Genomic DNA, 20780 nt, shown 5'->3' on the forward strand with positions numbered 1-20780 from the left:
AAAAAAAGGAGGGCACTTATGCGTCCTGATTGGGAAGAAGAGGCAAGCTGGATATGGCACCCTCATTGGAAGGAAGAAGATGAGGCAAAAGGAGGCGGGTTTGTCTATTTTAGAAAAACAATTGATCTTCGAAAAGGCAGGCATTACTGTGCGCTTCGCATTTCAGCTGACACCCGTTACCTGCTTTATGTCAATGGTATACCCGTAAGCCGGGGACCTTGCAAAGGTGACCGGTTCACATGGCATTATGAGGAAGTTGAGATTGGAGAATACCTGAAAGAGGGCACTAACGTTTTTGCTGCTCAGGTGCTGCGTTATCCTTATGCCGGCGGGGGAAATCAGTCTGTATGGCGTACGCGGCTTGCCGGGCTGTATGTGCATGCAGTTATCAGAGATGAGCATAATACTCAGGCTGCAGCTGCACATACCAATGAATCTTGGGAATGTATGAAGGATGAGGCCATTACATTATCTCAAGGCGTCTATACACAATTTCTCGGAATTTCGGAAGCCGTTGACGGATTTAAGCGTCCTTTTGGATGGACAGAAGAAGGCTATGTTCCGGAAAAGTGGGAGAAGGCCTCCCGATATGTATTCGATATCGTTCATGGAGAACTGAAACCGTGGGAGTTAAGAAAACGTCCCATTCCTCTTCTCTATGAAACTGAACGCCGATTTGTTGGTATTTCCCAGCTCTCGGCAAAAGGAAGCAAGTCTGATTGGTTGGAACTGGTGACGTACGACCGCTCGTTAACGATCGCACCTGATTCAGTAATAACGGTAGACCTTGACGCCGGGGAGCTGACTACCGGTTACCTGGAAATGGATTTGTCCGGCGGACAAGGAAGTGAAATCAGGCTGTTGTGCGCCGAATGTTATGAGAATCCGCCCATATCAGTCCCTTGGATACGTGACAAAGGGGATCGGACGGACAGTACAAATGGAGATTTATATGGTGATTTGGATATTTATAGACCTAGTGGCATGGAACAGGAAAGCGGAGAATTTATAGAGAAATATGAACCTTTCTGGTTTCGGACATTCCGCTATGTCAGAATTGAAATCAGGACAGGAGAAGCACCATTAACGCTTCGTAAATTTTCTTACAGAGAAACAGGTTACCCGCTTGATGTCGTCGCCCAATATCGTTCTTCAGATCCTCAGGAAACTGCTTTATGGGATATTAGTGTTAGAACGCTTAAACGATGCATGCATGAAACATACGAAGATTGTCCGTATTATGAGCAGCTTCAATATGTGATGGATACCCGCTCCCAAATCCAGTTCACATATATTCTATCTGGCGATGACAGGCTTGCCCGCAGAACTTTGTTTGATTTTTACAGTTCCTTGCTTCCAGAGGGATTAACACAGTCCCGATATCCTAGTGTATCAACCCAAGTCATACCAGGCTTTTCATTATATTGGATTTACATGCTCCATGACCACATGATGTTTGCGGGAGACCGGGAACTTGTTGAGCAATACCTGCCGGGTGTAGACACCATACTTGGTTATTTCCACCGGAGGATTGAAGCAAGTGGTCTGATTGGTAAGATGAACCCTCGGTATTGGTCCTTTGTAGACTGGGCTGACGAATGGAAAGAAGAATATGGCGTCCCGGACGCAGCCCGTCAAGGTCCGCTGACGGTTTACTGTCTAATGTATACTTACGCACTGCAAAGAGCTGCTGAGCTTGCTGCTTTTACTGATAGAAGGAGCGTTGCGAAGGAGTATCTTGATCGAGCCGAACGTATGCAGCTAGCTGTAAAGGAAAACTGTATGTCGATCAGCCGGCCTGGCTGCCTTACCGACGGCCCCGGACTGGAGCTTTTCAGCCAACATGCCCAAATTTGGGCTGTTCTAAGTGGAACTTTGACAGGAAGAGAGGCCAGACATGCGATCCTACAGTCGATCGAATGCCCGGACTTCGTACCATGTTCATTCGCTATGTCCACCTATCAGTTCCGTGCGCTTTCTTTCGTTGGTTTGTATGATAAAGTATATGATTTGCTGGCTCCATGGCGGCAAATGGCGTGTGAAGGACTAACAACCTGGATGGAAGACACTGTCAGCAAACGTAGCGATGCTCACGCTTGGGGCTCTGTACCTATTTATGAATATTCAACCGAAACGCTAGGGATTCAGCCCTCCGCCCCAGGCTGCGAGAAGATAAGAATAAGTCCGCGAATCGGCCGCCTTTCCCGTGCTGAAGGGTGTGCAATGACATCTAAAGGAATGGTTTCCGTACAATGGCAGCTTGTCGATTCTACATTTCGCATGCATGCCACTTGGCCAGAGGAAATCTCTTGCATGATTGTTTTGCCGAATGGTCAAATGGTAAGAGGAGAAGAGAACGGCGAATTCAGCATCGTAATGGATTGGCAGAATCCATCGGAATCTGAGATGAAGGAGAGCTTATGACGACATCAGAGAAAAGCAAACTGAAGGGTTCGTATTGGATTATTCCAATCAGCCGCTTCACTGCCGATCGGTACTAGGCTCGCAGTAAGCGGAATATGCCTAAACGGAAGCTGGCGACCCGATTGCCGATCTCGCAACCACTTCCCGAAACTCCATAGGAAACAAGTAGTGATTGTCACGTCTGGAGCGCACTTCCTCTATATGAATTTAAGCATGCCTTGCTTGGTGTGAAGGCACCAAGCCTGGATGGAAGGAGATATGGAATGAACCGAGTACCTTAAATCTTAAAAAATTGAAAGGGGGATCCTGTTTATGCCAGCGTAAATAGTCAACGTTTAAACATGAACGCATGGAGTACATCAGTGATGATTTTGAAGAAAGTGATCTTATTCGATAAAATCCAATTGATTAATTCTAAAAAACAATTATATTACCATATTCCATAAGCAGATTCATCTATTCTTATATAAGAAAGCGATATCATTAAGGTTGGAGGAATACAAATGGAACGAAATTTACAAGAAATAATCAGGCAAATGACATTGGAAGAAAAAGCGGCACTCTGCTCGGGTAAAGATTTTTGGAACACCGAATCCATTGACCGCCTTGGGATTCCTTCTATTATGATGACAGACGGCCCTCACGGACTTAGAAAACAAGAGGGAAGCGCAGACCACTTAGGTTTAAACAAAAGCATACCCGCTACCTGCTTCCCCTCCGGAAGTGGAGTTGCCTCATCGTGGAATCGTGAACTTGCCCATACGATGGGGAAAGCAATCGGACAAGAAGCAGCGTCAGCGGATATTTCCATTGGTTTTGGGAACTGGTGTGAATATCAAGCGTTCTCCGCTGTGCGGCCGAAATTTTGAATATTTTTCTGAAGACCCTTATTTATCGGGAACTTTGGCAGCCAGCTATATTCAAGGCGTACAAAGCCAAGGCGTCGGTACTTCCATCAAACATTTTGCTGTAAACAACCAGGAATATAAGCGAATGTCTGTCGATGCGGTGGTGGATGAGCGGACTCTACGTGAAATTTATCTTGCGAGCTTTGAATATGCAGTGAAAGAGGGAGAGCCATGGACCGTCATGGCAGCTTATAACAAAGTAAATGGTGCTTATTGTTCCGAGAACAGTCGGTTACTGACTGAAATACTCCGGGAAGAATGGGGATTTACAGGCGTAGTGGTGTCGGATTGGGGAGCGGTGAATGAACGAGATGAAGGACTAGCTGCCGGTCTGGATCTGGAGATGCCTTCCAGCAACGGTGCGGGATACAAGAAAATTATCGAAGCTGTTCAATCGGGAAAACTGAGCGAAGAAGTGCTGGATCTGTCTGTTGAGAGACTGTTGTCACTTGTATTCAAAGCTGTAGATGGCCAGCGGAAGTCAGTATCGGTTGATGTAGAGGCACAGCACCGGTTGGCCAGAAAAATTGCTAGTGAAAGCATGGTCCTGCTGAAGAATGAGGAGAGCATTCTACCTCTAAACACCGAAGATTCCATTGCGGTTATCGGAGCATTCGCGCAGCAACCACGCTATCAGGGCGGCGGTAGTTCACACATTATGCCGACGAAGCTGGATAACATCTATGAAGAAATCCTTAAAACAGCCACTGACAGTGCAAGTATCTCTTATGCTGCCGGTTATGCAGTAGACGAAGATGTTGTAAACGAAGAACTGATTCAAGAAGCAGTTGCTGCCGCAAAGAATGCACAAGTTGCTGTGATTTTTGCCGGACTGCCTGAACGTTATGAGTCTGAAGGTTTCGACCGGAAACACCTTCAATTGCCAGAAAGTCACAGAACTTTAATTGAAGCGGTCGCGGAGGTTCAAGAGAATATTGTTGTTGTATTGAGCAACGGAGGTCCCATTGAAATGCCTTGGCTGGGTGAAGTTAAAGCTGTATTGGAGGCATACCTTGGAGGACAGGCTTTGGGCGGAGCGATCGTTGATATTCTCTTTGGGAGCGTAAATCCAAGCGGCAAACTGGCTGAGACATTTCCTAAAAAACTGATCCACAATCCGTCTTACCTCAATTTCCCTGGAGATGGCGAGACTGCCGAATATCGAGAAGGTATTTTTATGGGCTACCGTCATTACGATACAAGAGATGTCGAGCCTTTGTTTCCACTTGGCTTCGGTCTGAGCTACACCCAATTTGAATATAGTGATCTACAGGTCAGTCATAAGCATATCAAAGATACCGATAGTGTAACGGTTACTGCAAAAGTTAAAAACACGGGTGAAAGAGCGGGCAAAGAGGCCGTTCAGCTATATGTACGTGATGTGGAATCAACGATCCCACGTCCACTTCAGGAATTGAAGGGGTACGCAAAAGTTTCACTTCAGCCTGGTGCAGAGACCACCGTACATTTCGAACTGGACAAAAGAGCCTTTGCTTACTACGATGTTAACTGAAAGACTGGCATGTGGAGACGGGTAAATTTGACATTATGGTCGGAAAATCTTCAAGAGAGATTGAACTCGCTGAAACGATAGAGGTAGAATCGAGCGTAATTGTTACCAAACCAATTACTAGGCATTCCACATTCGGTGAATTACTGCAGCATCCCGTTGGTGCTGAAATTTTGGCTGCGATGGGGCAATATGACGGGAATGAAGCAGGACTGGGTGAGGGAATGCAGGAATTAATTATGGGTGCCACATTGCACAATGCGGCAATTATGAGCAACGGTCAGTTCACAGAAGAAACACTTCAGAGCATCTTATCCGCTGTTAACCGTTGATTGAATACATCGTTAAAATAAGCCCGGCGTAGCCCGGGCTTATTCTTCTATCATATGATGCGTTTGTTGATACTGCTTAGGGGTCCTACCTGAATGTTTTTTGAAAATTTTGGTGAAATAACTCTGATCCGTAAAACTCAAAAGAGAACCGATTTCAGAAAGTGGAGTACTCGTAAATCGAATCATATGTTTAGCTTCCTCAATTTTGATCTGTTGAATATATTCATTAACGGGAACACCAACTTCTTTTTTAAATAATACAGAAAGATAGTTTGGGCTAATACCGGCGTGTTCGGCAATTTCTTCGTGTGTAATTTTGAAATAACGGTGGTTTGGATATGACTTGATTTGGACAGGACTCCTGTATTTTCATGACCAAGTTGCGTAAAGTGTTTAAGTCTATCCAATTTACCTTCCTTAACGAAGGTTAACAATTTCTTTTCATCCAACGGGTTGTGATGGAGCGTCTCATCATAGCCTTTTGAAGAATTTATGGAACCTTGTATTTTTATTTCCTCGATATACATGCCGCGCAAATGGTCTTGGACTACATCCTCAGCTTCGATCAATTCATGATTAAACATTTGATTAACCAAGATCGTGATGCTCATTAGCCTCCCATGAGTTATCACAGGAACAGAGACAAGGGTATGAGAAAACCTCCATGCAAGACTTAGTGGATTATATGGGCATTCATCGAAGAAGCATTTATGATACGTTTGGGGACAAGCATGCCCTATATGTGAAAGCGCTAGAGCGATATGAAGCGAAACAGACCAGCAACATAAAGTTCCTGACTCAAAGTCAAAAATCAATTAAACTGGTGCTACGATGTTTGAATCTACGATCAGAAAAGAAGGCGAACCCATAGGTTGTTTCATGGTAAATTCAGGTGTAGAACTAGGTGTTTTAGATCCTGAAATCTCTTCTTTAGTAAATGCGAGTTACATTCGAACAGAGGAATTTTTGACAACACTTATAGAAGCAGGACAACAAACAGGTGAAATTAAGAGAGACTTGAGCCCGGTAGCCACTGGCTCCGGATTTGTTTCTATATTTTTTAATTTTAGTCGTTATAAGATAGTGGAATTATTTAATTTAAGCTGATGACATTTTCAAGAATGATTGTAATAATAGGATATAGGATATAGTTCATAATGATTATTCTTTTAGCAAAATAGTCGTAATCGGTATGCTAAGTAAATGTAATCGTTGAATGGAGTAATTTCCACTGTCGACAAACTTAAGGTTGCTAGAATGATGTAGAATGGAGATGAAAACGTATGAGGCTTAGCAAGTTAATTATAAGTAATTTTCGTTGTTATGGACCAAAAGAAACAGTAATTGATTTTGAAGATATTACAACGTTCATTGGAGCTAATAGTAGTGGGAAAAGCTCAGCACTACAAGCATTATCTAAAATGTTCGGGGAGACTGCAGCAGATAGAACCTTAGAGAAATCTGATTTTTACGTAGCGCATAATGAAGTGCTTGAAGATCTTCAAAGAAGAGAGCTATACATAGAAGTAATTTTCACATTTCCGATTATTAAGAATGAAGATGGTGATTCAGAACATACAGAATATGCTGTTCCTACCTACTTCGACAACTTTGTTGTTGAAAAACCAGGAGAACCTCCGTACTTACGGATAAGATTACAGGCATCTTGGGAGCAAAGTAATACTCCAGATGGGATAATAGAAAGTAAAATTTGTTATATGTCTATGTCAGAAGATGCAGAAGAAGTAGCCACGAAAGTACCTCCAAGTGAACTTTCACAGATTAAGATTATATATGTTCCAGCTATACGAAATCCATCTACCTTGTTAAGAAATGCCACTGGTACATTGTTATGGCGTGTATTGAAGAGTATTAACTGGTCATCAGAAACAAAAGAAAATATTAAGATTCAATTGAAACATGCAGAAGAATCTTTGTTTGAGGAGGCTGGCCTCGAAAGGGTCAGGGACTCTTTGAAAGGACATTGGAAAAAATACCATAAGGATGCACGATATTCCGAAGCAAATATCAGATTTAATAGTACTGATCTTGATCAACTAATCAAAAAATTTGAAGTAGACTTTATGCCATCTATAACTCAAAAAGCATATTCGATAGATTCACTAGGAGATGGTTTACGTTCATTATTTTATTTATCACTCGTAGATTCATTCCTGGAAATTGAACAACAAGCAATGAGTAACATTGAAGGTAAAAGCGAACAACCACTTTTTAATATCCAGATCCCTGCATTAACGATTCTTGCAATTGAGGAACCAGAAAATCATGTTTCACCTCATTTGCTGGGTAATATTATCGTGAATTTAAACAGAATTGCTTTAAAGAAGAATTCTCAAGTGATTCTCACGTCTCATACACCAGCAATTGTAAAAAGAGTTTCTCCTGAATCAATTCGGTATTTCACTATATCTATAGAAGAACTTGTTACAAAGGTAAAAAGAATAGTGCTCCCTCAAAAAAATGGATCAATTGAAAATGAGGAAGCATATAAATATGTTAAAGAGGCTGTTAGAGCGTACCCAGAAATCTATTTCTCAAAATTAGTTATCTTGGGTGAAGGAGATAGTGAAGAAATTATTTTGCCTAAAGCAATCGAATTGGAGACAGACGATCATTTAGATACCATTTCAGTATCAGTTGTGCCTCTTGGTGGTAGGCACGTCAATCATTTTTGGAGACTCTTAAATGAGTTAGACATCCCTTATGTTACTTTACTCGATTTGGATAAAGAACGTGAAGGCGGAGGATGGGGAAGAATAAAATATGTATTGGAGCAGCTGATGGATCTCGGTTATAAAAAGGAAGACTTACTCAAACTCAAAGATGGAAGTATATTAAGCGATGAAAATCTTGAGAAGATGCATAAGATGGACGAAGGAGCTGATATACAAAGAAGCTGGATAAATTATCTCCAAAGGTATAATGTTTTTTTCTCATATCCACTAGATTTAGATTTCATGATGTTGGAGGCATTCCCAGAAGCATATAAAAGCACGATAAAAGAGCAAGAAGGTCCCCGTATTGATAAAATTGGTAAAATTATAGAGATTGAAAACCATGATCCATTGATTCATGAGTATAAGGAACGAGTCGAATTGGCAACGAGGCATACTTTAAAAAAAGCAGGTGGCACAGGCAAAACATATACTTATGAGCAGAAAAAATTAATGATATGGTATGATTATTTCTTTCTACAGCGAGGCAAACCTGTTACTCATCGTTTGGCGCTCTTAAACATTAGCGATGAAACATTCAGTGATCGTTTCCCGGATCCACTAAAAAGACTGCTTGCAAGAGTGAAACAAATACTCAATGGTGAATAAAGAGAGGGCAAAGTTATGAAATTTACTGATATTCATAAGTGGGAGCCTTCGGATGGACTAACTCTGGAGCCCGCAGCTCTTCAAGTAGTAAAAAGTCAAAGTAATAGTCTTGTTGTTGCTGGACCAGGAGCGGGAAAAACTGAGCTTCTTGCTCAGAGAGCATGTTATCTACTAGAAACAAACACATGCAAAGCTCCTAGGCGAATATTGGCTATAAGTTTCAAAAAAGATGCTGCAAAGAATCTTGCAGAACGAGTAGAGAAGCGTTGTGGGAAGGAACTTTCAAAAAGATTTAAGTCTATGACGTATGATGCTTTTGCTAAGAGCCTGGTAGATCGTTTCTTTCTTGGAATCCCTGCAGAGTATAGGCCTACTTCGATTTATGAAATTGCCGACCAAAATGATATAAAAACTGCATATGAGTATACCGGGTATAACCCCCCGGTTAGAAGCCGTCCTTCAGATATAAAAAAAATTCTAGATAAAGAAATTGTGAAATATGCCTTACCATTGCCACCAGATGGTGATTATCCTACTAAAGCAGCGTGGTCGTATTTGTTATATAATAATGTTACTTCCAGGTTATCGTTTTCGATGCTCACTCGGTTGGCAACGTATTTGTTAAGTAGTAACCCTCTTCTTATAAAGTATTTACAGTTAACATATAGTCATATATTTTTAGATGAGTTTCAGGATACAACGAACCTTCAGTATGACCTTGTAAAAACATGTTTTCATAATTCCAGTACCATTATTACCGCGGTAGGGGACAATAAACAGCGTATCATGGTCTGGGCTGGAGCAATGAGGAATATATTTCCGGCATTTACTTCTGATTTTAATGCATCCACATTTCGCTTAATTATGAACCATCGATCAGCTCCTAGGTTGGTTGAAATACAAAAGGTGTTTTTCTCAAGATTTAATGAAGCTCCTTTACCAATACAAACAAACCCAAGATGGGGAAACACAGATGGGCAAGCCTATCTCCACTTATTTGAAAATCAAAGGCAAGAATCAATAACGATTGCCGATTTAATACAGAAATATTTAAGCGATGGTAGTCATAAACCAAATGAAATCTGCATCCTTGTAAAACAATCAGTTGACAAATATTGTTCTGATTTAATAAGCGAACTTCAAAAGCGTAATATCCAAGCTCGTAATGAAGGCGTATATCAGGATTTCTTACGTGAAGATTATGTTTCATTGTGCATCCATACCTTAATACTTGCAATAAAAAGGGACGCTACTTCATGGAGTTATTGTCGTGAATTATTTTTGGACATGAAGAGTATTGATGAGACATCCTCAAATATTCATGAAACACAAACAGAGTTAAGCTACTTTATCAAAGATCTTAAGTCAGAGATCAAATTGATAAGCAGTAAAGAGGATATCCACTTTCTTATTGAAAAAATAAAAACTTTCTATTCCATCGACGCGATAAGAGCGTACTTTCCACAATATTCAAGATCAAACTACATAGACAGATTGAGTACGCAATTGTCAAACTATTTATGGGATGAATACAACAAAGCAGGTTCTTTAAAGGCAGCAATTTATAACTTACTTGGTCATAATTCAGTTCCAATTATGACAATCCATAAAAGCAAAGGGTTAGAATATAAGACAATAATTTTTTTGGCTCTTGAGGATGCGGCATTTTTTAGCTTTAAATCTCAAAAAGAAGAGGATACAGCAGCTTTTTTTGTTGCTCTTTCAAGGGCAAAGAATACTCTTCATTTTACCTTCAGCAAGATTAGACAGATGGGCCATCAAAATAGGGAAGTCATTGAAGATTTTTATAAAGCATTGGACGATTCTGGAGTAGTTGAATCTATGGTTTATGATTAGAGGAGTAGAGGTGAATTTGTGAGCAAATTAATTAGGGAAATGAATAACGGAGAAGAGTTTATTGGATACTATTCGATTAAGTATATAGAAGCAAAACAAACAAATAACTCGATACCTAAAGATTATTTGGATCTTATACTAGCCGATTCAAGTGGCTCAAATCCCAGCAAAGTATTGGGAAGCGAGCAAAAGTGATATTGAAAATATCCTCCCTATGTCCCTTGTAAAGGTACAAGGAATTGTACAAACTTTTCGTGAAAAACTACAAGTGAAAATTGTTAAAATCCGAAAAACAACGGAAGAAGATGGCGTTTCCGTTACTCAGTTTGTTCGTTCGGCCCCCAGAGATTCTAAGGAATTAGTCTTAATTATTGAGAATGCTATTAATAATCTATCCAATAGTGAAATAAAGTCAATTGTTACTTTTTGTTATGACAAAGTAAAAGATAAGATGATAACTTCACCAGCAGCTAAATCGCACCATCATGCATATTATGGTGGTTTAGCATACCATATTGTACGAATGCTTGAGCTAAGTGAATTTCTATGTAAGCAAAGACCTTTTCTAAATTCTGATTTACTAAAAGCAGGAGTAATCTTACATGACATTACTAAGCCAGTAGAGATGATTTCTGAATTAGGCATTGTAACTGATTATAGTAATCAAGGGAAATTAATTGGGCACATTAGCATATCTTCTAATTTGATCACTGAAGCAGCAATTAAATCCGGAATTGATTTGGATTCTAATGTTGTTATCGGTTTACAACATTTAGTGCTATCACATCATAATTTGGGTGAGTGGGGAAGTCCTGTCCAGCCTCAATTACCTGAAGCAGTTGCACTCCATTATATCGATGCAATTGATGCAAAATGCTCCAAACAACTTTAGAGAGTGAAGAATGGACACCTCAGATTCGTGGTTTGGAAAACAAGGCTATCCATAGATTGAGATTATAGCTAAAAACAAATAAGACAAAGTGTAGAGGAATTAATTTTCTCTACACTTTGTCTTATTATTTGGAGTCCTCAAAAAACTATATATTAACCATCATCCGTATACCATTCTTGTTGTCGAATAGACAGTTAGAACATGCATTTCAATGTAAGTGTGGACATGCTTTTGCTAATTTTCATGTGTCCAGTTGGAACGAATGGAGAGCGCCAGATCAAATGAATCCCGATGTCCTTCGTTGGCTTCAAGCAAACCAGGCAAGCACGAAGACATCAAATATGCAGTCTAAATGGATCATTCATGCAGATCATTGTAATCTAAAGCGATTAGTTAAGGATTCGCCTGAAGAAATAAAAGTATTTTATTCAGGCGAATCCTTACACAGGCTGGATTATTTCTCTAATCGTTTCCAAAAAGAATTATTGCAAGTTACTTCTGAAGCTGTTCAACGAGTTGTAGAGCCAGGATTCACTCCAAAACCATGAACATTGCATCACTCAATTAATGGAGCTTAGAAAATCGGATGAAGCAATTGAATTTCCTGAAATATGTCCCTATGCATATGCTTATGTTTTCTGGAGAAAATCTATTTTAAAGGAGGAACGTTTCTATGGTTTTAATTCTTTAAGAATAAATTTAATTTCTGATACCGCACCACTAATAATCAGGGATATTTTGGAGTATTTCTCTGATCAGGTCGTCAGTTATCAAATGAAGATCATCCAAAGGCTCGATATAGGAATTCTTTCCTGGTTTCTTGAAAAACTAGTCACGCAGTTCAGTGAGAATTTCTTCTGTAGTTGGTTAGAGATTGCAGAGAAGAGGAGTAAAGAAATTAGCGTACCATCTTGGAAGGAAATTGAGAAAATGAGGGATCAATCTTTTCCCAGTGTTGCTTTTAAATACAATTTTGATGAGAGCAGTTCTTCCAGCATCATTGAGTATTATCATTTAAGTAAAAATGAATCGATACTTAATAAATGCGAATGTCCTTATCAGCATGAAAGTGCTAAAGGAGAAATTCAATCGATGATATCGTACACACCACAAAAAATTGCGATGCTTATCATGAATAATCCAAGTAATAAGCATAAGATCCTCCAAAAAACAGTCGAGACATATGTAAAAAAATTGAATTTTTGAAACCGTTAATCTGAAAAGATCGACGGTTTTTTTGTGTTCAAACGAACCCCGGGATAAATCGAGAATGAAGGGGAAAGTACGGGAATCGGTACAAGTTCTTGTCCTCCGCCATCCGCCAAAAAACTATATATTAACATCATCCGTTTGATCATAATACATATGTACAAAATACGAGTTTTGTGAAATAGTATCTAAAGAAATTAGTATTTGTATTGTTTCGCTTCTTGATTGTTTTTTGATTATGCCGTTCCTTTCCTTTTCTTCGAAGTTCGTTAATGCTTGCCATTAAGAAAACCTGAATCAATGTTTCACTTGGTGTGCATATGTTACATTTTGGTAAAAACACTTTCGATGATGTGGCCAAAATTTTCTTCCAACGATCACCAAGAAATATTCATCATCATAGTTTTCTCGATTGTATATGGATAAATGTATCCTTCTATAAATATTACCCCCGAGAAATTTTTCATTCTACATGGATAAATATGATAATTGTTTTTGTTATATCTCTTAATGCTCTTGTCTAAATAGTCATGCTAAAATCCTCTAACCAATCTTCTGTGTTGACTCCAAGAATACTTCCCACTAATATAGAAAGCGCTTGCGAAAAAGCGATCTTGATATGTTCTCTCCCCAAAACACTCGATCCACAGCAGCTTCTTTATTGCCGAGGACTTCCGCAACAAATTACGAAAATCCTCGGCTTTGCACATCCTTATTTCATCCGATAAATCCAGGCTGCCTAAAACTCAATATAACGAAGCAGACGCACCATTCTCCATGTCTTCCTTCCCCTGTTTGTTCCAAAGCTCCCTAAACATTTCGCAATCGCGAATCAATTCGTCGAAACGGCCTTCCGCGAGAATGGAGCCTTGATCCATGACGACAATCTTATCGACGTTTTGAACAAAGTTTAACCGATGAGCTACGATGAGGATCGTTTTGCCGCGGAACTCCCTCAGCATCAGGTCCATCATGCGCTGCTCCGTAATATTGTCAAGTGCGGATACCGGTTCATCCAGAATCAACACGTTTCGGCGTTGAAACAGCACACGGGCAAATGCCAGTCGCTGGCGTTCCCCGCCGGACAGTTTCAGTCCTTTTTCGCCGACCAGCGTATTTAATCCGTCCGGCAGCTGCCGGACTTTTTCCTTTAGATCTACTTTATCCAAAATGGCATAAAGTTCCTCGTCCGTGGCAGGATGATCGAAAGCGATATTGCCTCGAATCGTTGCATCGAAGATCGGGGAGTCCTGAGACAAATACGAAATATGGCCATAATAGCTGTTCAGGTTTACATCATCGATATCGAAGCCGTCCAGCAGGAGCTCGCCTTCTTTCTTTTTCAGCAGACCGATGATCAGTTTGATCATGGTGGACTTTCCCCCTCCGCTCAAGCCGACGAGCGCTACGGAAGTTCCTGAAGGGATGGTTAGCGAAACATCATGCAATATGCGGGTGCTCCCATAGTCAAAGGAAACGTTTTTGAATTCGATTTCTCCCTCCAATACGCGTACTTCACGACCGCTATTCAGATTTCGATCCTCCGTCGCCTCGATGAAATTATGAAACCTGCGATAGGTCACCCGATTCAAGCGATAGTCCACAAACAGCACGTTGAAAATGGCGATCGGCGAATAGATTTTCTCAATGAACATGAACAATGCAACAATCACGCCGATGGAAGATTCACCTTGAATGACGCTCTGGATGCCTACAATCAGAATAATCATTTTAATGATCGTGACGAACAATTCAAAAATCGTGAAAAAAGCTTCATGGATCATGCGCATGCTCGCGCTTTGTTGAATCATTCGACGAGCCGAAGCGCTTAGCTTGGCCAGCTCTGTTTCATACCTTTTATTTGTGCGGAACACCACAAGCTCCATGAATCCGCGTATGGAATGACGGGACATGGACTCCTGCTGACGAAGAACGGCCTCTTTCATGCGGTACAACAATTTCAGGATCAGGTTGGTCACGATAAAAATGACGACATAACCTGCAGCAATCGCCAACATAATCCGTGCGTCATAGAAGCTGATAAACAACAAGCTGAACAATATGGTCGGCAGCAGCTCATGCAACGTTTTCAGAAAAAAACCGTATATGATTTCATTACCGGCTTCCGCCCCGTTTTCGATCACTTTGATCATCTGGCCGGTCCCCAGGTTCTGATAAGCCTGATAGTCCATTCGCGAGATTTTGGACAACGCCATAATCTTCAGTTTTTCGGTAATGCTTTTGGACAGATGCACGCTTGGATATTCATCGACGTAATTCAGGATGACCATCCCGCCAAGCAAAAGCCCGTAGATCCAGATGTGATCCATAATTTCGTCAAAATGCCGAACCTGAACCGCCAGATCCAGCACCTTCTGGAAGTATACAATTCCCAAGCTGCTGAGGAACTGAATACCGCAACCGATCCCTATATAGATAAGTATCCACCATTTCAACTGACGCAGACACGTTTTTAACACAATACTCATACCCCTTATCTTTTGAAAATAGAAAAAGCCAGCACACCCGTGACCGATGGCAAACAAAGAGAACGTTCTTATACAAACGTCTCCTGTTTCCACCCGTTGTCGGTGTCCTGACTTTCACTCAATGAATGCCTGGCACCGTTCAAAGCTCCAGTTCGTGGATCAAAAGGGCAGACCACCCCCTTGATAGCCGGTACGCGTTTTGACCCGGCCCGAGAACTAGTTACTTCGAACGATACGGAATGACATCCACTTCACCTCAATTCAATAGATAAATCCCATTATATCCCTCTCGCTAGCGCAATTCAATGCATTTCACGCAAATCCTCTCCCGATATCAATCACCCACCATTAGCAGCCTGGATGTTCCATACATCACTTCATCACGGGTTGATTACGCTGATTACGTTCGTCCACTGCCACAGGTTTATGCCAAACCCAATACTCCAACAAGGCATACACCAGCCCTGCGATCGCAAAAAGCCAGCGTGACGTACTCTGGTTCAAATCATATCCGGTAACAAAATAATCGCTGTACAACTGATGGAAGATCCATCCGCCTCCCCATCCGCCAATCCCCGTGTAAATCATGGCTCTTACTGCAACAATTGGAATCCATCTACGCATGACCCAAGAGAACGGAAACGCCACCAGCATGTAAAATGCCGCCACATAATGACCGAAGGCAAACAGCATTAAAAGAAAATACATGTTCCCTGCATTCATTAAGCCATAGTATTCCGTGGTCCCAATTTTCATGCCCTCAATGGCTTCCAGCGCAAAGGCAGCTCCGAATGCAGCAATCATGAAACACAAACCTTGCAGCAGAAACCGCCGAACGATACTCCCTGCCATTTTTGAAATCACCTCAAATGAATAAACGCCCACGGCCCGAAAATAGTTACGTCCCTACGTACCGTTACATGGTTAAAATGTACGACGGCGACATGGGGGCTAACGTTCACCTGTTCACTTCTTCCACCGGTGCGCGGTGCGGTATCGATGAAGTCCGAGCAAATCGGCGGGAGCGACGATGTTCTGACCATACCAAAAAGCCATATGTTCATATGGCTTCACGGATTTTGATTTTATGGATGATACAGCGTCGGTTCAGGCGCGTGAAAAGCTCTCCAAAACGAGCCCTCGGTATCAATGATCTCACGGATCTGCGCGAATGGAATCGTGAAGGTCGGGAATCCCGCCGCATATGGGGCAATTTCGTAAGGCGCAAAATAAACATGGAGCGCGTCCGCAGTAACAAAAAACGGCTGATCGGGACGGATGCCCTTATACGTATCGGGAAACACATACGAAAATTGCGGATCATTTTTAATCTGTTCACCAACGATGTCGCTGAGTACCTTGACATAATCGCTGCCTGGTTTAAATAGATCCTTCAGTTCATACATTTCCCCGGTATCGAGATTGATGATGGCGTAGACCATGGTCGGCATGCCATGAGCGGCGCCAAACGGATAATTGTAACCGGTAAGCTGCAGCTGCAGGAGCTTATATTGATAAAAGGTGATGTCGAAATCGCCCGTATAACTATAATCAAGCTTCTGGTCAGAAGGAATCGGTTTTATCCCGGACATCGCTTTGAGTTTGGTATTGACGTCCTTTTCAACGGCAGGACTCGAAAAGCCTTCAACCTGCGGGTAATACACAAAGTAGTCCGGATTCGGATTGAACTGCTGCTCCACGACGCGATACGGCGGACGAAGCGGAACGACGGTATTTTGCTTCCAAATGGTCTGCCCTGCCCTGTTCACATAAGACAAGCGTTGCTGGACGAACACCCGGATGAGATCAGGCTCCAATACCTCCAGCGTTCCGGCGCCTTCAACACGGGGATATCCCTCGGCCGGCTGGCCATTCAGTTGGATCAGAAAGGTGTGTTTGCCGTCGGTTACGGAAGCAAGCCCATGCTTATAATCCTCCACGCCCGTATACACAAACTTGGTTAGCCTGCGGCCATCCGCATTTGCAATCGCATAAACGGAGCCAAGAAACGGTTCTTCCGCCTTGATCGCTTTGCCCAGCGCAAGCCGGTGTTCACCCAAATCCCGAATGTCGTTATACGAAGGCTGGACGATATATACCCCCTGCGGGTCAATGACGCCATACTTCCAATTGGAATCTTCTGCAATGCTTACGATGGCACGCCCGTTTTTAAAAGGAAATGCCGTATTGAATTTGGGCTCGATGCGGATGCGCCCCTGTTCGTCGATGTAACCGTAAGGACCGGACAATTCCTGCTGAAACGAAAGCAGCCCTTCTCCAAGCGGTCCGACATAGGCGTATGGATACACGGCCAATTTGTGTCCACGTTGATCGATCAGGGCGTATTCCCGTTCTTTCGTCTGAACGACAGCTTTACCTTGTTGGAAATCACCCGCAGCCATAAATTGGGCCGGAATGGCGACTTGACCGGATGCATCCAGATAACCGTAACGAATCTCGCTCGTATTCGCTTGGCCTTGAATGGATTCGTAAAATACAGCCCGGCCATCCTGCAAATCGCCGATATACGGATAGGCTCTGGAAGTGAGCACGCGTCCTTGTTCATCGATCATGTTAAAGCCTCGGGCGTCAATGGCATTTGCCCGGCCTTCCGAAAAAGGATAGATCGAATCATAAAGCGGTTGAACAACAAACCGCCCCTGAAGATCGATTATTCCGGCTTTGCCACGACTCTCAACGACGGCCAACCCGTTGGGTTGGAAAGCCTCCGCCTGATCGAGCACGGGTTCCAAGCGGATACGTCCGTCAACGTCCATATATCCCCACTTGGTACCGTTGGTCGTCCGGACCGAAACGGGATACAGCCACGTCAATGCACGCTCATGGTGGCCATGATGGCCAAGCGCTTGTTTAATCTGTTGCTCCAGTGCCAGAAGTGCCGCTCTCGAAGGATAAGGCTGATCGAAGCTAAGGGCCTTTTGTACCGAAATAAGCGCTGCATGCCATAACCCCGCCCGATACTGCGCTTCCGCCAAATAACTCCAATAGAATGGATAATCCGGATGCTGGCGTACCAACTGTTCATAATATTGAACCACTTTTGGAAAGTAATACGGGTAGATGTCCGGGGCCGATACCCAGTGCTGGTGATCCCAGCGAACGACATCTACTCGGTATGCCTCTCCGGTATCATGCACCCATAATGCGATTTCGGCTTTTCCATCTCTTCCCTGTTGGCCAGGCATATCCATAATTTCAGCCATGCTGTAGACCATGTCCTCTGGCGCGAGATCCGTCAGTCCGGATTCGGTCCATTCATAGACGGACAATTTGGACCAGATCGCTCCGATCTGCCATCCTACGATCAAGTTGTTTCGTGCCGTGGAAGTAACTTGTGCAGCTGTAAGGAGCGTAACGCCATAGCCCATGCCTTTCGTCAAAGACATTTTAACCCACTTGCCTGCGATAAACGTCAATACAAGCAGCATCAGCTGCCCGTCCTGCTCATATACGGCCGCAATTTCCGGCGAGCCGTCCCCGGTAAGGTCTGCCGCATAGACAGCCGGGTGTTTGACCGGTTTCTCGATCGTGACAATTGCGGCTCCTGCCGGGAGCTGTTCATTCACAATTTGAATCAATAGCGGTTCGCTCATGGACATGCCTGTTTCCTCCCTTATGTCCGCGTACGCCTATCGTATGCGGGATAAGCCAGGATATGACATTTGCTGTTTAATTTGCTGGCAGCGTTTCCTCTTTTTTTAATCGTGCAGCGGAGCGGATATTCCGTTCACAATAAGCTCCCTAATCTCGCTTACGGGAATCGTTTCGGTTGAGATCCATTTGACGATTTCCTGATCCAACTGCACAAACCCTGAATCGGCCTCAATGGTTGCTCCGTCTTGTAAAACGATTTGCAGATCGAGGCGCTCCGAATCGATTTCAGATAAGTGCCCTGTAAGCGTCACACCTAATTCAGAGACTTCCACGTTCAAAGGTCCTGAACTTGAATGATTCGAGGCATGCTGGAGCGCTGCCTTTTTTTTGACGGTGCTCTGCTTCAAATCAAACGTGGTCTTCCACGTTCCCTTCACGAATGCATCGTAACTGGTGAACTTTCCTTTCAAATGGAGGCGCTGGAGCTCGCGAATATCCGGAATATCGAAAATATACTCCTCATAATCCCCGCCCATTTGAACGCCGTCTTTTTCATAGGAGCCATAACTGAGCCCAGCTAGGAGAATTTCTTGTTCCAGCCTCTGATCATCCACAAAGTAAAAATAGCCATGATTATAGGTACCCATTTCAGCATCTGGATTGATCTGAATATGCAGTTTGCCATTAACCATTCCTACGTTGGAAATATACATCCACTCCAGGCCCGGCACGGGAATATGCATTTGATCTGGCTTAAGTACAGGGATCGTGGATTGACTCGTGATTTCATCATACTGCGGTCCTCCCCCTCCGCTAATCCAATCTTTCATTGGATCCAAGGTGATAATGGAGTCTTCTGTTTGTTGTTCCAACAATGCGGACCAGTTCAAATCCACGTCAATATCTTCATTCGTTTGTGCACCAGTCAGGAAAGAACTGATCTTAACCGTAATTCGGTCTTTGAGATGTTCCCCTTGGACCAGGAATCGAACAATGGCTTTTTTCGTTGTTTCATCGTAATGGACCAGCTGTGCATTGTGTGCCCGGCCACCAGTCACACTGAAATCATAGACATCGAGCGTATCGGTTACGCGATGGCCTGTTAGATCTGTAAGGGCGACATATATTTCAGCCGTATCTCCATCGCGAACCGCACCCAGTATATCCATGCGGATGCCTTGATCCTCGCTGGAACGGTTTACGGGAGACAAGATGTCCAAACGGCTTTTGTCCAGGAAATGCAGAACGGCTGACAGATCAACGATGTTCATGGCCGCCGCGGCTCCAGTAAGTACGCCGATCGAAAGGATCGCGACGATGGGGATAGATACGGCTTTACGCATTCGCGTTCGGCGGAGGGTCGGCTCTTGTTGTTCATGGGTCTTGTCGGGTAACAATCCGGCCTCATCGGTTTTTTCATAAAACCTTCGTTTGATGTTTGCCAGGTTACGTGCGGTGAATGGTTGATTCGGATTGGACATGAAAATCACACCTCCTTTATTTTCGATTTTCCCACCAAGTGCGGAGTCGCTGTTTTGAACGGTATAGCTTGTTATGTACCTGTCTAAGCTGCAAAGACATGGATTCCGATATTTCGCCGGGCTTCTGATCGTCATATAATCGGCGTTTCATAATTTCCCGGTCGGGTTCCGGAAAAAGGTCTATCATTTGTTCCAGTTCTTCCCGATTTTCTTGACGGATGACTTGAGTAAGCACGTCCGGGCTGGACTGAAAATGAATTTGTTCCTCGTATTTGGCTTCTTTGGCCCGCATCAACTTGCGATAACGATCAATCGCTTTGCGTTTGGCCACCATCGCCAAGTAATTTTTCAATGAACTTCTCTCCGGGTCATAGGCGTGCGGGTTTTGCCAAAACGCAAAAAAAGTGTCTGCCACACACTCTTCAACTTCTTCTTCAGGTGCTAACCGCAAAATGGACCGTACCACGTTCCACAGCAGACCAGCGTATTCGTTCATCAGACTTTCCATCACATTTGCATCACGCCTGACGATGGCATCCCGTATGTTCTGATCTGTCATCGTAAGCCTCCTTTCTTATAGGGTTAAATGCTCAAACCGAATTCACTTTATATACGAATGAAACCTCGAATTTACTTAATGCCAATCAGGACCACCCGTCCAACGGGTGGTTTGCTCTTGGGGTATAACCCCTTGTTGCCAAACTGCGCCTAAAGACGCT

The 20780-nt window shown here is 43.0% G+C and carries 12 protein-coding genes and 4 pseudogenes; 9 read left to right on the top strand and 7 right to left on the bottom strand.

Annotation, left to right across the window (positions count from 1 at the left end):
* Window positions 1-18 precede the first annotated feature (18 nt).
* Together RSX24_RS30515 and RSX24_RS30520 are read left to right on the top strand one after the other, a co-directional pair.
* Window positions 19-2424, top strand: a complete 2406-nt coding sequence (locus RSX24_RS30515) for an alpha-L-rhamnosidase-related protein (protein WP_343262735.1) — start codon at window positions 19-21, stop codon at window positions 2422-2424.
* Between the two features lie 503 nt (window positions 2425-2927).
* Window positions 2928-5174, top strand: a pseudogene (locus RSX24_RS30520) (glycoside hydrolase family 3 C-terminal domain-containing protein).
* A gap of 39 nt (window positions 5175-5213) precedes the next feature.
* Here the strand turns inward: RSX24_RS30520 and RSX24_RS32400 are convergent.
* Together RSX24_RS32400 and RSX24_RS32405 are read right to left on the bottom strand one after the other, a co-directional pair.
* Window positions 5214-5414 (bottom strand): annotated as a pseudogene (locus RSX24_RS32400) (helix-turn-helix domain-containing protein); the annotation flags it as partial.
* 15 nt (window positions 5415-5429) lie between these two features.
* A pseudogene (locus RSX24_RS32405) lies at window positions 5430-5522 on the bottom strand (hypothetical protein); the annotation flags it as partial.
* Between the two features lie 337 nt (window positions 5523-5859).
* Here RSX24_RS32405 and RSX24_RS30530 point away from each other — a divergent pair.
* The 7 genes and pseudogenes from RSX24_RS30530 (at window position 5860) to RSX24_RS30560 (ending at window position 12473) form a co-directional block, all read left to right on the top strand.
* Entirely contained in the window at window positions 5860-6045 is a 186-nt protein-coding gene (locus RSX24_RS30530) for a hypothetical protein (protein WP_343262746.1), read from the top strand.
* Window positions 6006-6281, top strand: a complete 276-nt coding sequence (locus tag RSX24_RS30535) for a TetR family transcriptional regulator C-terminal domain-containing protein (RefSeq protein ID WP_343262747.1) — start codon at window positions 6006-6008, stop codon at window positions 6279-6281. Before RSX24_RS30530 ends, RSX24_RS30535 begins: the two co-directional genes overlap by 40 nt.
* A 176-nt stretch (window positions 6282-6457) precedes the next feature.
* Window positions 6458-8518: an ATP-dependent nuclease gene (locus RSX24_RS30540; RefSeq protein WP_343262737.1), complete on the top strand. Its 2061-nt coding sequence runs from the start codon at window positions 6458-6460 to the stop codon at window positions 8516-8518.
* Window positions 8519-8533: 15 nt separating this feature from the next.
* The gene (locus RSX24_RS30545) at window positions 8534-10375 is read left to right on the top strand and encodes a UvrD-helicase domain-containing protein (protein ID WP_343262738.1); all 1842 of its coding nucleotides are present in this window, start codon (window positions 8534-8536) and stop codon (window positions 10373-10375) included.
* A gap of 39 nt (window positions 10376-10414) precedes the next feature.
* A pseudogene (locus RSX24_RS30550) lies at window positions 10415-11335 on the top strand (3'-5' exoribonuclease YhaM family protein).
* A 213-nt stretch (window positions 11336-11548) separates the two neighbouring features.
* The gene (locus tag RSX24_RS30555) at window positions 11549-11815 is read left to right on the top strand and encodes a hypothetical protein (protein WP_343262739.1); all 267 of its coding nucleotides are present in this window, start codon (window positions 11549-11551) and stop codon (window positions 11813-11815) included.
* A 19-nt stretch (window positions 11816-11834) separates the two neighbouring features.
* Complete coding sequence (locus tag RSX24_RS30560) at window positions 11835-12473, top strand: hypothetical protein (RefSeq protein ID WP_343262740.1); 639 nt, start codon at window positions 11835-11837, stop codon at window positions 12471-12473.
* Window positions 12474-13222: 749 nt separating this feature from the next.
* On the opposite strand, the gene RSX24_RS30565 is transcribed toward RSX24_RS30560, so the two are convergent.
* From RSX24_RS30565 to RSX24_RS30585, 5 genes are all read right to left on the bottom strand, one after another.
* Window positions 13223-14956 (bottom strand): ABC transporter ATP-binding protein, encoded by a 1734-nt coding sequence (locus RSX24_RS30565; protein WP_343262741.1) that lies wholly within the window; start codon window positions 14954-14956, stop codon window positions 13223-13225.
* Window positions 14957-15337: 381 nt separating this feature from the next.
* Complete coding sequence (locus RSX24_RS30570) at window positions 15338-15817, bottom strand: hypothetical protein (protein WP_236414309.1); 480 nt, start codon at window positions 15815-15817, stop codon at window positions 15338-15340.
* 233 nt (window positions 15818-16050) lie between these two features.
* Window positions 16051-18585, bottom strand: a complete 2535-nt coding sequence (locus RSX24_RS30575) for a WG repeat-containing protein (protein WP_343262742.1) — start codon at window positions 18583-18585, stop codon at window positions 16051-16053.
* Window positions 18586-18684: 99 nt separating this feature from the next.
* On the bottom strand, window positions 18685-20061 hold the full coding sequence (locus RSX24_RS30580) for a hypothetical protein (RefSeq protein WP_343262743.1): 1377 nt from the start codon (window positions 20059-20061) through the stop codon (window positions 18685-18687).
* Window positions 20062-20077: 16 nt separating this feature from the next.
* Complete coding sequence (locus tag RSX24_RS30585; protein WP_339272210.1) at window positions 20078-20620, bottom strand: sigma-70 family RNA polymerase sigma factor; 543 nt, start codon at window positions 20618-20620, stop codon at window positions 20078-20080.
* Between the last annotated feature and the right edge of the window lie 160 nt (window positions 20621-20780).

Origin of the sequence: Paenibacillus hubeiensis, assembly GCF_032334105.1 — a bacterium.
Lineage (GTDB): Bacteria > Bacillota > Bacilli > Paenibacillales > Paenibacillaceae > Paenibacillus > Paenibacillus hubeiensis.

Coding starts and splice junctions, on each gene's coding strand:
- RSX24_RS30515 (WP_343262735.1), top strand. CDS start 19: ATGCGTCCTGATTGGGAAGAAGAGGCAAGCTGGATATGGCACCCTCAT.
- RSX24_RS30530 (WP_343262746.1), top strand. CDS start 5,860: ATGGGCATTCATCGAAGAAGCATTTATGATACGTTTGGGGACAAGCAT.
- RSX24_RS30535 (WP_343262747.1), top strand. CDS start 6,006: ATGTTTGAATCTACGATCAGAAAAGAAGGCGAACCCATAGGTTGTTTC.
- RSX24_RS30540 (WP_343262737.1), top strand. CDS start 6,458: ATGAGGCTTAGCAAGTTAATTATAAGTAATTTTCGTTGTTATGGACCA.
- RSX24_RS30545 (WP_343262738.1), top strand. CDS start 8,534: ATGAAATTTACTGATATTCATAAGTGGGAGCCTTCGGATGGACTAACT.
- RSX24_RS30555 (WP_343262739.1), top strand. CDS start 11,549: ATGAATCCCGATGTCCTTCGTTGGCTTCAAGCAAACCAGGCAAGCACG.
- RSX24_RS30560 (WP_343262740.1), top strand. CDS start 11,835: ATGGAGCTTAGAAAATCGGATGAAGCAATTGAATTTCCTGAAATATGT.
- RSX24_RS30570 (WP_236414309.1), bottom strand. CDS start 15,817: ATGGCAGGGAGTATCGTTCGGCGGTTTCTGCTGCAAGGTTTGTGTTTC.
- RSX24_RS30575 (WP_343262742.1), bottom strand. CDS start 18,585: ATGTCCATGAGCGAACCGCTATTGATTCAAATTGTGAATGAACAGCTC.
- RSX24_RS30580 (WP_343262743.1), bottom strand. CDS start 20,061: ATGTCCAATCCGAATCAACCATTCACCGCACGTAACCTGGCAAACATC.
- RSX24_RS30585 (WP_339272210.1), bottom strand. CDS start 20,620: ATGACAGATCAGAACATACGGGATGCCATCGTCAGGCGTGATGCAAAT.